The organism is Streptomyces sp. NK15101 (assembly GCF_020400725.1).
Taxonomy (GTDB): Bacteria; Actinomycetota; Actinomycetes; order Streptomycetales; family Streptomycetaceae; genus Streptomyces.
In genome coordinates, this window is record NZ_JAINVG010000047.1 from 20,261 (window position 1) to 32,683 (window position 12,423).

The 12,423-nt window shown below is 70.0% G+C and carries 7 protein-coding genes; 1 reads left to right on the forward strand and 6 read right to left on the reverse strand.

All coding sequences use genetic code 11. The features are described from left to right. Positions 1 to 41 precede the first annotated feature (41 nt). Genes K7G60_RS23860 through K7G60_RS39220 form a run of 3 tightly spaced genes read right to left on the reverse strand, consistent with a single transcriptional unit; the run spans position 42 to position 6,001 of the window. Positions 42 to 3,002, reverse strand: a complete 2,961-nt coding sequence (locus tag K7G60_RS23860; protein WP_225802978.1) for a VCBS repeat-containing protein — start codon at positions 3,000 to 3,002, stop codon at positions 42 to 44. Continuing rightward, positions 2,999 to 5,581 (reverse strand): S8 family serine peptidase, encoded by a 2,583-nt coding sequence (locus K7G60_RS23865; RefSeq protein WP_225802979.1) that lies wholly within the window; start codon positions 5,579 to 5,581, stop codon positions 2,999 to 3,001. The genes K7G60_RS23860 and K7G60_RS23865 overlap by 4 nt, the downstream gene beginning before the upstream one ends. A gap of 42 nt (positions 5,582 to 5,623) precedes the next feature. Next, a complete protein-coding gene (locus K7G60_RS39220) occupies positions 5,624 to 6,001 on the reverse strand; it encodes a hypothetical protein (protein ID WP_308081998.1) in 378 nt (125 codons plus the stop codon). Positions 6,002 to 6,939: 938 nt separating this feature from the next. On the opposite strand from K7G60_RS39220, the gene K7G60_RS23875 reads away from it, so the two are divergent. After that, a complete protein-coding gene (locus tag K7G60_RS23875; protein WP_225802980.1) occupies positions 6,940 to 8,076 on the forward strand; it encodes a tyrosine-type recombinase/integrase in 1,137 nt (378 codons plus the stop codon). A gap of 658 nt (positions 8,077 to 8,734) precedes the next feature. Here K7G60_RS23875 and K7G60_RS23880 read toward each other — a convergent pair. From K7G60_RS23880 to K7G60_RS23890, 3 genes are all read right to left on the reverse strand, one after another. Beyond that, on the reverse strand, positions 8,735 to 9,895 hold the full coding sequence (locus K7G60_RS23880) for an agmatine/peptidylarginine deiminase (protein ID WP_225802981.1): 1,161 nt from the start codon (positions 9,893 to 9,895) through the stop codon (positions 8,735 to 8,737). 463 nt (positions 9,896 to 10,358) lie between these two features. After that, entirely contained in the window at positions 10,359 to 11,228 is an 870-nt protein-coding gene (locus K7G60_RS23885) for a DUF4436 family protein (protein WP_225802982.1), read from the reverse strand. Positions 11,229 to 11,249: 21 nt separating this feature from the next. Beyond that, positions 11,250 to 12,410, reverse strand: coding sequence for an agmatine/peptidylarginine deiminase (locus K7G60_RS23890; protein ID WP_225802983.1), 1,161 nt, complete (start codon positions 12,408 to 12,410; stop codon positions 11,250 to 11,252). Between the last annotated feature and the right edge of the window lie 13 nt (positions 12,411 to 12,423).

The window sequence follows — 12,423 nt, forward strand, 5'->3', positions numbered from 1 at the left end:
CGTGCCACGTGCGGGACCGGAGCCGTGCGCGCCGCGGCCGGTCAGCCCTTGTCGATGGTGAGCGTGGTCGCCGAGCGGATCGCCGTGTACGTGCCGGCCACCTTGTTGCCGACGAGGCCCGCCGCGAGGTCGGTGCCGTATTCGTCGAAGGGCAGGGCGATGATCTCGTCCTTGCCGTCGTCGTCGAGGTCGGCCACGAAGTTCTCGCGGGCGCCCAGGACGTCGTAGCCGTTGACGAGCGGCGGGTAGTCCACGCTCCCGGTCAGCACCGACGGGTCGTAGAGAGCGACGAACTGGGTGCCGCTGCGGACCAGGACGCGGGCGCCGTCCGGGCCCGTGGCGAAGGAACCGCCGCGGACCTCGGCCAGCGCGCGGTTCTTGTGGTCCACGCCGTCGGCGGCGTAGGCACGGAGCGAGGCGAGGCTGTTCTCGACCAGGAGGTCGCCCTCGGTGCTCCAGTTGGCGAGGGTGGCGTAGCCGCCCGCCTTGGCCTCGTGCAGCAGCTCGCCGGTGCGGCCGTCGCGGATCTGGACCATGTTGGTCAGCTGGTTCGGCGGCAGCTGCTGGGCGTTGCCGCGGACCACGTAGGTGAAGACGACCGCGTGTCCGTCGGCGTAGGGGATGCGGGACGAGGCGAAGGTGCCGGCCCGCAGCGGGATGCCGAGGACGGCTCCCTGGCTGGTGTCGGGCGCCTTCGGGGTGAACGTCCAGGCGGTGGTGCCGTCCTTGCCGTTCAGCCCGACGCCGCCCACGGCGCGGGCCGCCGTCGGGTCGCCGCCGCGCGTCTGGAACTGGGCGTACACCTTGCCGTCGGCGGCGGACAGGTCGGCGAACGCCGGTGTGCCGATCTCGGACGGGACCGCGTACTCCCACTTCGGGGTGCCGTCGCCCTCGTACGCGCGGACCTCGTCGGTGGCCACCGCGATCTCGGCGGCGCCGTCGCCGTCCAGGTCGGAGGCGACGACGTTGCGCACGTACTCGCCCTGGGCGGCGTCGATCGTGGTGAGGATCTTGCCGGTACGGGCGTCCACGACCACGGTCGCCGAGCTGTCGGCCACGATCAGCTCGTCGCGGCCGTCGCCGTCGGTGTCGGCCTTGACGACCTGTACGACGCGCCCGGGCAGCGTCGTCTTCCACAGCTGCTCGGGCTTGCCCGCGACCATCGAGGGACCGTCGTAGGCGAACAGGGCGTTGGACGAGCCGCCGAGGACCACGTCGTTCTTCCCGTCGCCGTCGACGTCCGTGGCGGCGGCGGTGACGGGGACGCCCTCCAGCGGCTGGAGGTCCGTCTGCCTGCCGTTGCCGGTGTTGTAGACGCGGACGTTCTGGTTGGTGTCGACGGTGCGCAGGCGCCAGCCGTCGCCCTTCCTGAACGGCTGGGCGAACATGACCGAGCCGACGATGCCGTTGTCGTCCCACTTGACGGCGCCGTTGCCGCCGCCGAGCGCGATGATGCGGGCGTAGTGGCCGCCCGCGCGGTTCTCGGCGGTTTCACGGCCGTCGGAGTCCAGGTACGAGGCGACGATCTTGCCGTCCACGGCCTTGATGCCCCAGGCGGCGTCGACGTCGCCGTCGATCGCGGACCGCTTGACGGTGTGGGCCCACAGCAGGCTCGCGTCGTCGCCGTTCAGGGCGCGGACGCTGTTGCTGTTCATCCACAGGCCGTTGTCGAGGGTCGACTCGCTGACCGTGTACTCCGGCTTCGAGCCGCCCTGGACGTCACCGATCTCCAGGGCGAGCGGCAGCGCGTTGATCCGCTCGGTCAGACCGGTGCGGGTGCCGTCGGCGGGGTCGTACGCGGCGATCTCGTACTTCACGCCTTCGTTGTGGTCCGACTGCTCCAGCGCCACGATCCGGCCGCGGGCGGCGTCCAGGCGCAGCTGGCGCACGTACAGGCGGCCGGTCTCGTTCCACTTGACGGAGCCGTCCGTGGTGTCGATCACCAGGGTGTGGCCGCTGGGGGAGCCGTCGGGGGCGTAGCGCTTGGCCTGGTTCCAGGAGGCGGCGAGCAGTCCGTCGCCGATCGGCTCCAGCGAGCCCCACTGGACGCCCCTGTAGGTGCCGGCGTCGTACGACCAGCTGTCGACCGGGGTGAGCCTGCCGTCGGCGTGGTCGAAGCGGATGCCGTTCAGGGTGGCCTTGGAACCGGCGGGGGAGTTGAGGTTGTAGAACGCCGAGTCCGCGACGACGAGCGTCGTGCCGACCAGTTTGACGTTGTAGGCCGCCGCGTACAGCTTCGACCACAGCGTCTTGCCGGTGGCGCCGTCGAGGATCGTGACGAAGGTGCCGTTGGGCAGCGAGGAGCCCGGTGAGGTGAACGGCCGGTACGGGTTCACGCCGACCTCGGCGGTGAAGACGATGTCGTCGACGCCGTCGCCGGTCAGGTCCCCGGTGGCGACGCCGTCGTCGGTGGCCATGGTGAACGGGCTGACCGCGTTGAAGCCCATGACGACGGCGGGCGGGTACGGCTCCTTGGGGCCCCGGAACGTCGGGGTGATCCGCCAGTCCGAGTCCAGGGACGCGGCACCGCGCGACCACAGCTGCTTGCCGTCGGCGCCGATGCGCTGGACCGGGCTGAGCCCGTTGACCGAGAAGTAGTCGCCGTCCGCGCCGCCGACCGGGAACGTGGCGGCCATGCCCTGGGCGCCCTCGACGTCGGACTTCCTGGTCAGCTTCCACTTGGGGGTGGCGGTGGTGGAGGCGCCGGTCGTCGCCTGGGTGGAGGCGCCGGTCGTCGCGTCCGCGGCACCGTCGGCCAGGGCGTCGGTCCCGGCCTTCTCCTCGGCGTCCTCGGCCGCCTCCAACGGGTCCCCCAGGCTGCGCCCGTCCCCGTACACGTCGGGCGTCAGACGCTGTGCCAGCTGCTCGGCCTGGCTGTCCGTCAGGGTCATCAGGCTGCCGTCGTCCCCGGCGGCGTGGACCGCCGGGGCGACGGTCACGGCGAGTCCGGAGGCGATCAGTACGGAGGCCAGGCGCAGGCCCCGTCGTCGGGTGTTTCTCATCGGGCGTCCCTCGGGGTGAAGCGGATTGCGGTGGCGTCGCTCAGGACGGTCTCGTCGAAGGAGGTGCCGAGGCCGTCGGTGCCGGCCTGGTTCTCGATGCCGGTGGTCGCCGAGCCGCCGCGCTGGAGCGCGCCGGAGCCGATGCCCTGGTACTGAAGGGTGATCGCGCCGCTGGCCTCGTCGATGACGGCCTCGAAAGAGACCCGCACCGAGGTGTCGGCGCCGAAGGCGGCGTTGTTCCAGACGATCGCGAACCTACGGGCGCCGCTCTTGCCGGTGACGGCGGTCTGGACACTGGAGCGCTTGTCCAGGACGAGGTCGTCCCAGAACGCGGCGACGACACCGTTGGGCTGCGCGGCGGCGGGCAGCGCGGTGTTGGCGAAGTCGCCCAGGCGCGGCTGGAGGAAGTCGACCAGGCCGTTGGTGGTGACGGACGCGCTGGTGTACGTCACGCCGTAGTACGACACCGGGAACGGCAGGCTGATCGTCCTGGCGTCCTCGTCGCCGGTCAGGCCGGTGTTCGAGGAGCCCTTGATCCAGGAGGAGGCGACGGGGGCGCAGGAGTAGGTGCCGCCCGTGTCGGTGCGGTTCGGCAGCTTCACGTCGGCCGTCTCGGCGCCGTCGACCGTGAGCGCACCGGTGTAGGTGCCGTTGCAGACGACGGGTGCGGAGGGCTCGACCCGCAGCGTGTACGCGCCTTCGGCCACCTTCGGCAGGGTGTAGGTCCCCTGGGCGTCCGTGGTCACCGGGTCGACCGGGACGCCGGGCACGGAGACGGTGGCCTTCGCGAGCGGCCTGCCGGAGACGTCCAGGACGGTGCCGGTCACCGCGTGCGCGGGCACCGCGGCGAGCGCGACGTCCTGCGTCAGCGGCACGCCCGTGACCAGTGCGGCGTTCGGGACCGTGCCGGTCGTGTAGCCGTAGGCGCTGTACGCGAAGTCGTACGTGCCCGCGGGCAGCGACAGCCGGTAGGAGCCGTCGGCGTCGGTGGTCACCGATCGGGTCGTGCCGTTCGTGGTGGCGTCGACGGTGACGCCCGGCAGAGCGGCACCGGTCGCCTTGTCGGTGACCTTGCCGGTGACGGTGACCGCGGTGTGCGGGGCCTTGTCGATGGACGCGAGGATGTCGAGCTTGCCCTCGCCCCAGACGTTGTTGGAGCCGGCGGTACCGCCGCAGTGGGTGTCGGCGACGTCACGCGCGCCCTCGTCGAGGAGCCTGCGGGTCTCGTCGATGTCGCCTATCAGCGAGGGGGCCGCCGACCACAGCAGGGCGACGGCGCCCGCGACGTGCGGGGTCGCCATCGACGTGCCGTCCTCGGTGTTGTACGAGGAGCCGGGCCAGGTGGACCGGACGTCGACGCCCGGCGCGGTGATGTTCGGCTCGGCCGAGCCGTCGACCCGCGAGGGGCCGAAGCCGGAGAACCGGGCGATCCTGCCGGCCGAGTCGTAGGCGCCGACGCCGTAGGACGAGGCCATCGCGCCGGGCGGGTCGGTCGTGGAGCAGGTCACGCCGTTGCCCTCGTTGCCCGCGGCGAACGCCTCGAAGATGCCCGCGGCGTCCCAGGCGTCGAGGACGTCCTGGTAGAAGGGGTCGGTGCCGCCCGTGTTGCCCCAGGAGTTGTTGACGATGTTCGGCGCGAGGTCCGGGCGGGGGTTCTGACCGTTGCGGTCGGTCGGCGCGAGGATCCACTGACCGGCGGCCAGCAGGTCCTCCTGCGCGCACTCGGAGGTGCCGCAGCCCTTGGCGGCGATCCACTTCGCGTTCGGCGCGACACCGATGCCGTTCTTGCCGACCATCGTGCCCATCGTGTGGGTGCCGTGGCCATTGTTGTCGCACGGCGTGCTGCTGGTGGCGCAGTCGCCGGTCGCGTCGTAGAAGTTGTAGTCGTTGGTGAAGGTGCCGTCGCCGTTGTTGCCGCGGTACTGCTTCACCAGGTCCGGGTGGTTGTGCTGCACGCCGGTGTCGATGTTGGCGATGACGATGCCCTCGCCGCGGTCCTGGTACTGGTTCCAGACCTGGTCGGCCTTGATGTCGGCGATGCCCCACTCGGGGGTGGTGCCGGCGGCGTCCCCGGAGGAGGAGGTGCGCGTCTGGGTGACCCCGGCGCCGGAGGTCTCGATGTCGTCGAGCTTGAACGTCTTCGCCTCGACGATCGACTTCACGTCCGAGCGTGCGGCGAGCTCGTCGACGAGGTCCTGGTCGCCGGTGACCTGGACGGTGTTGGCGATCCAGTAGTCCTTGTGACCGACCTTCTCCCCGTCGAGGAAGGAGGTGAGCGACTTCTGGCTGGACTCGGCATGGGACTTCAGCGCCGTGTACGCGGCCGTGGCGGCCTTCGCGTGCGTGCGCTGCTTCCTCGCCGCCGTCAGATCGGCCTCGCCCTCGAGGACGACGAAGAACGACGTCCGGCCGCCGTCGTGCACGGCGTTCAGCACGGACGGGTCCACCTTCGCGGACGGAACCGGGGCATCGACGGCCAGGGCCGCGGGCACGGGACCGGCCAGCAGGGCGGTCACCGCGGACAGCGAGGCCGCCGCCGATAGGGCGCGTCTGCGCCGCTGCGGTCGGGACGGGTGCATCAGGGCACTCCTCGGAGATGGGAGTCGGGGGTTGCCCGCACCCTAGGAAGCAGCCGTTACCGAGCCATTACAGCTGTTGCCGCTCGCCCTTCCGCACGGGGTCACGATGGCCGTGTTTTTGCGCCCTGCCCGACTCTCCACGGACAGCAGCGTCCTCTGCGAGGCCACATCGGAGCCGGCGGCGTCCAGGCGCACGCGGACGTCGGTGAGCACCTGGCGGTCCAGCAGGTCGAGATCGCGCTCGTAGGCGCCGGGGAGACCATCGGCAGCGCAGGCCAGGACGTGAGCGAGCGCGGGGGCACCGTAGAAGGGGTGGTTGTCAGCGCCGCTGGTGAATGGTCGGCGGGCGGCGACCACCAGCCAGTTGTGGGCGCGCTGCCAGGGACCGAGGCCGTGCGCGGCCCCCTCGATTCCGTCCACGCCCACTCATGGGCACGGCGAGGTCGTCCATTGGGCACGCGAAGACCAGAGGGCCGGATATGCAGCATCTGCCGGGGATCCGCCGCCTTACGGCTGCATACCGCTGCTCATGCCGTTCCGCCTCGTCGGTCAGTCTGGGATCCAGCGCAGCCGGTAGCGCGCCTGTAGTTCGTCGGCGGTCATGCCCCGCCGCTACGTGTTCCTGTTGCCTCGATCGATACTTGCGGCAACGTCGGCAGCCGGGCTCGTACACGCTTCCGCTCCCAGCGCCGAAGGGGCCCGTGTGCCGCCGGCCGGGGCCGGTTTCCTATCGTGCCTCCGGCTCGCGAAGCCGTCGCTCGTGAGTTCCACGCTGCCGAGGGGCCTCGGGCGGATAGCAGACGGCGAGCCGACTTCCGGAGCGGTCGCGCGTCGACCGGTCGATGGCCAAAGGGGCCGTGTTCCATGAACCAGAGCGATGTCGGTGCCCGACAGGTCGGTGCGTGGACGCCCGTCGTCCGTGCGTGCAGAGCGGTCCCCGCATGGTTGATGGCTCATCAGGTAAGTCAGCAACTGGTCAGCATCAGTCCCCGCGCGTTCCGGGACGATCGTCCCAGCAGGCGCCGGTGCGAAGGGAAACCCCAGGTGGGAAGCCGTCCAGCCCGACCGGAGCGATGTTCCTCACAAACATCGGACGGGGGTGTCGATGTAGAGTCGAGGACGCCCTTGACCTGCACAAAGCAGGCAGGGAGCCGTCTTCGAGGAGTCCCAAGTGCTGCGTACTCTGTTCAAGTCCAAGATCTGACTATTTGGCGTCGCCGCAGGTCAGGGGCATCATGTGCCCCCCTCAGGTCAGCAAACGGTCAGCATGCGTCCGCATGGTGTCCGCGCTTGCTGACCACCGACCCGCAGCGCGGTGCCTGAGCAGGATTCTTGGGCTGGAACGGATGGTGCGTCACATGGCCCGACAGCTCGCCCGCGGCATGGGTTCCTTCTTCAAGGACTGCGACTGCGCCAAGCCCACCCGCTGCCCCCACCCGTACTCGATCCGTTTTCGCGACGCGCTGGGCAGGCAGCGCGAGGAGTCCGGGTACGCCACGCAGGATGACGCGATCGAGCGCCTCACCCAGCTGTATGCGGAGAAGAAGACCACGGCGCCGTCGGTGGCGGCGGCCCGCCGTGAGCTGGGTCAGATGACGGTCGAGGAGTACGCCAAGCAGTGGCGGCCGAGGCAGCGCCGGATGACGGACTACTCCACCGGCTGGCACGTCGACAGCTCGATCAACGTCCACATCGTCCCGCGTCTGGGAGCGCGGAAGCTGAACTCGGTCACCCCGATGGTGGTCGAGCGCTTCCTGGACGAGATGGAGAGCGACGGGGTCGGCCGGGGCAACCAGGTGAACATCTTCCGCGTCCTGAAGACCATCCTGCGGGACGCGTACGCCAAGGGGGCGATGGCGGACGACCCGGTGAAGGGGGTTCAGGAACCGGAATATGTGCGCGAGCAGGTGGCCATTCCGTCCCTCGCCTACGTGGCGAAAGCGCTGACCATTGCCGACGAGGACTTGGCGCTGGAGATCGTCATGATGGCGGGGTGCGGCCTGCGTAACGGTGAGGCGCGGGCGGTGAACCTCCACAACGTGGTGGCGCAGGACGTCTACCGGGTGCGGGAGCAGATCCACTCGAACACGCTGAGGCCGGCGAAGCTGAAGCACCGCAAGGCGGGGGAGTTCCGGGAGGTGCCTTTGCCGCGGTCGGTGCGGGAGGCGATCGAGCGGTATGCGGAGAAGCACGGCATCACGCGGGACGGCTATCTGCTGCGTGGTCCGGGCGGTTACTTCACCGAGGGCATGGAGCGGCGGCGGGTGAAGAGGCTCTTTGCGGACCTTCCGCCGGAGGAGGGGGTGGGGATGTACGGCTTTCGGCACTACTTCGCCTCGAACGCCCTGGGCAACGGGATCCCGATCACCGACGTCGCGGAGTGGATGGGGCACAGGTCCATCGAGGAGACGTACCGCACCTACCGGCACTTGATGCCGGGCAGCATCACCAAGGCCGCCCGGGTCCTGGACGCCGGCCTCTGGGAAGCAGCCTGATTGCACGGCGTCGGGGCAATGGCAGGTTCTGCCTCTGCTGGCGGTGCAGCAACTGCTCTGCGCTTGACCAGTGGAATAGGTGGAGGTTGGGACTTTTCGAAACGCGACGGCCCGCAGACGGTCCGGACCTTGGCGGTGGGTGAGACATGGCCGGGCCGGCCATCCCAGTACCACGCCGGACGCGATCCCGGCGCACGAGGCCTGCTCATCCCACGCAGTCCGAACCCATCTCCGCCGGTGAGGGATCCGAACAGGGATCCCTCACCTCTCCGAGCAGGTCTCCACGCACAAGAAGCGAGACCGATCCGACGGATGCCCGTCGGCCTTCGACCGAGAGGTGTGCCAGCAGCGCAATACCGTCGAGCGGCGCACCGACGAGTTCAATCAGTGGCGCGGCCTGGACCCTCGACATGACAAGACCCCACCGTCCACCTCGCCGCCCCCTTCACCTGGTCCATGACATGAGCTGAAGGAAACGGCTTGGGCGCCGTCACGTCGGGGGTGACGCGTTCGGGGCTGTTCGGCCTCGGGTGCGGTCCCGTCGTGACCTGCCTCTGCGCTCTCGCCGGTGACGCGACCGCGTCGGCGACGAGAAGAACGGCGGAGTGCCGGCCCGAGCAGCGCGATGCCTGTTCGGTCAGCGCCCCGTGACTGTGGGTCAGGCCCCTGCCGGTACGACGGGCTGCGACTGGGTGGCGCAGTGGATGCCGCCACCACCGCTGGCGATGTTGTCGATCTTGACCTGGACGACGGTGCGGCCGGGGTACGCGGCCCGCAGGATGTCGTAGGCCACACCGTCGGCGTAGCTGTCGCCGAACTGGGGGACGAGTACGGCGCCGTTGGCGGTGTAGTAGTTGGTGTAGCTGGACAGGAAGTCCGTTCCCCTTCCTCGGATGTACCGCCGGTCGGGTCCGGGGAGTTCGGTGATGTCCAGTCGGCGTCCCTGGGCGTCGGTGGCGCTCTGCAGGACCTTCTTGGTCTCGTTGTAGACGGCGACCCACTTGCTGCTCGTGCCGGGGCCGGGCTGGTCGAGGATCACCTTGCCGGGCGCGACGAAGCGCGCAAGGCAGTCGATGTGGCAGTCCGTGATGTCCTGCCCGGCCAGACCGGGGACCCAGATGACCTTGTCGGCGCCGAGGGCCCACTTCATCGACTGCTCCACCTGATCCTGGGTCATGCCAGGGTTCCGGTTGCTGTTCACCAGGGAGCTGACCGTCGCCATCAGGGTGCCCTGGCCGTCGGTCTCCAGCGAGCCGCCCTCGCCGACGAACGGAGCCTGGATCCTGTTGACCCCGTACCGGCCCAGCAATGTCGTGGCCGCGGCGGCGTCGTTGGCGTAGGGCTGGTAGTAGCTCGTGCCGGTCTTGCCCCAGCCGTTGAAGTTGGTGTCCACACCGGCGATGGCGCCGGGGGCGACGACGAAGGTGGGGCCGAAGTCCCGGATCCACAGGTCGTCGTTGGCTATCTCGACGACCTCGATGCCGTGGTACGCACCGGGACCGCAGACGTAACGGGCATCGGCGGCCTGCGAGGGGCGCGCCAGGACGACGACCGGCTCGAACCGGGAGATGGCGTAGGCCACGCGGGCGATGTCGTTGCGGACGCCGTCGAGCTGCGTGGACCAGACCGACGAAAGCGCCGGCCAGGCCATGAAGGTGCGGACGTGGGGGTCGGTCTCCGCGGGCATCCGCAGAGTGGCGCCCGACCCGGTGGTGGCCGCGACGGCGGTCGTGGGCAGCGCGGACCCGAGGGCGGCGAGGGGCACGGCGGTCGCGCCGAGTTGGAGGAGCCGGCGTCGGGAGGTGAGGGGCGTGGTCATGGGGGGTCCTTTGGTGAGGGGGACGAGGTTGTGGCGCCCATCCTGACCCCGACTGAAAATTCAGTCAAGACTGTCCGGAGTGGTCCTGTGAGTCTTGTTCCGCTGGCTTTGGCGCAGGGGTCGGACCGTCAGGCAGGGAGAAGCGAACGGGCCCCGATCATCGCGGGGCGTGCTCGGTCGCCTCTGGCGAGAACGGCACGTCCTGAAGCTCGTGGGGCCGACTCTTCGGTGGAAGGCGGTGGTTGATGCATGAAGATCGGAGCGCTGTCGCAGCCGGGGCCCGGCGGGTCGGTCTGTGGGAAGGAACGTACGGTCCTGTGCCCCGGGCCATCGATCATGCATCGATCGGACGCCATGGGCGACGGCGAGGCCGGTGTGGGGCAGGGGTGTCGCCACCCGCTCCACCGCACCCCGACCATCGACCCGGTCGGCAGGTCCGGTCGGACTGCGGGCCTGCCGGGGACTACTCGACGTCCGACGTCCGGCGTTCGGCCCTGAAACCCGTGACGACCACGGTGACGAGACAGAAGGCGATGACGGTCTCGGCCCAGAGGAAGGCGATGTAGTCCATGAGGCAGCCGATCGGCGGCGTGCCCGGGGCCGTGTTGCGGAAGGCGGCCAGGGCGAAGAGCGTGGCGGCCATCCAGCCGAGAGCGGGCCAGGTGAGGCCCTTTCGCCGGGTGACGAGGAACCACGCCCCGGTGAGCACCGAGAGGGCGAGGCCCCACATGGCGGCCATCATGAAGGCGGTGAAGACGAGCACGCTGTTGGAGCGTCCCAGGCCGATGTCGAAGGCCGCGGTCCCGTCGTCCGAGGCGTCGTCCACCGCCGCCGAGAAGAGCGCGTCGCCGTTGGACAGCGTCATGTGGACGGGGACCTTCTGGCCGCCTTGGACGGCGGTGAACTCGATCGAGGCGTCGTAGGCGTCGAAGGGGTAGTCCGTGATCGAACCGCCCTTCAAGGTGACGGGCAGGTCCATGGTCGCGATGCGGCTGTGCGCCTTGAAGGACAGATCGCCCCGGGTGGAGGTCGACGTCTGGAGCGTCAGGTCCTCGGTGGGCGAGACGCCGCCGGCCTCGGCCAGTTCCCCGCGCGGGGTGACGTTCACCCGTAGGGTCAGTTCCCGCCCGGCGGCGTCGACACGCTGGATCGAGGCCTCGACGTCCACGCGGTCAGGGGCCGAACCGCCCGCGTCGTACACCCGGTCCAGGGCCTGCCGTTCGCCGAACTGGAGCCACGTGCCCAGAGTGACGGCCGCCGCGATCAGGAGGCAGGCCGCCACGGCGGGGAGGAGTCTGCCGCGGCTCGGCCTGTGGCGTCGGGTGGTGGACACGGGCGCTCCCATGAATCGTGGTCACTCGACCGGCTTGCCGGGCTGGTCGTGGGTGGAGCAGTGGATCCCGCCGCCTCCGGTGGCGATGGTGTCGATGTTCACCTGCACGATGTCCCGCTTGGGGAAGTGCTCCTGGAGGATGCCCCGGGCGCGGTCGTCGGCCTTCCTGTCGCCGAACTTCGGCATGTACACCGCGTCGTTGCCGATGTAGAAGTTGGCGTAGGTCGACAGGAAGTCGTCGCTGTAGCCCGTGATCCGGTCGGGGTCCGGCTGCGGGAGGTCGATGACCTCGAAGCTTCGGCCCTGCGCGTCGGTCGCCTCGCTGAGCACGGACTTGGCCTGGTCGGAGGAGCGCGACCAGGAGTCGGCCGGCATGCCCGGGAAGGCGCGGTCCAGGAGGATCACCCCGGGCGCGGTGAAGCGGACGAGGCTGTCGACGTGGGCGTCGGTGATGTCCTCGCCGCGTACGCCCTTCAGCCAGATCACCTTGTCCATGCCGAGGAGCTCCTTGAGCTCGGCCTCGATCTGGGCGCGGGACTTGCCCGGGTTGCGGTTGTCGTTGACGATCGAGCTCTCGGTGATCAGGAGCGTGCCCTCGCCGTCCGTCTCGAAGGAGCCTCCCTCGGCGACGATCGACGTCTGGATGCGGGGGATCCCGTACTTCGACAGCAGCTTCCGTCCGACCTGGGCGTCGTTTTCGTGGACCTGCTTGTTGCCCCAGCCGCTGAAGTTGAAGTCGACGCCGGCGACCTCGCCGCCCTCCTCGACGAACACGGGGACGGTGTCACGGGCCCACAGGTCGTCGACGGCGAGGGGGACGACCTCGACGTTCTTGCCGCAGGCCTTCTGAGCGGCGGCCAGCTGGTCCGGTCGGGCCATCATCACGACGTACTCGTACTCCGAGACGGCGCGGGCGATCCGTGCGATGTCCTGGCGCACGTAAGGGAGGTCGTCCTCCCAGACGGACTCCAGCGCGGGCCATGCCATGAAGGTGCGGGCGTGGCTCTCCCACTCGGCGCCCAGGCGCCGCTCCTCGCCGGTCTCCCCGGCCGGGCCGGTGGTGCCCGTGGCTCCCGAGGGGCCCGGGTCGCCGGGGCCGCAGGCCGAGGCGCCGAGGGTGAGCGCGCCGATTCCGGCGAGCAGGCGCAGAGCGGAGCGGCGAGAGGGACGGAGGTCTGACATCGGGGTCTCCGAT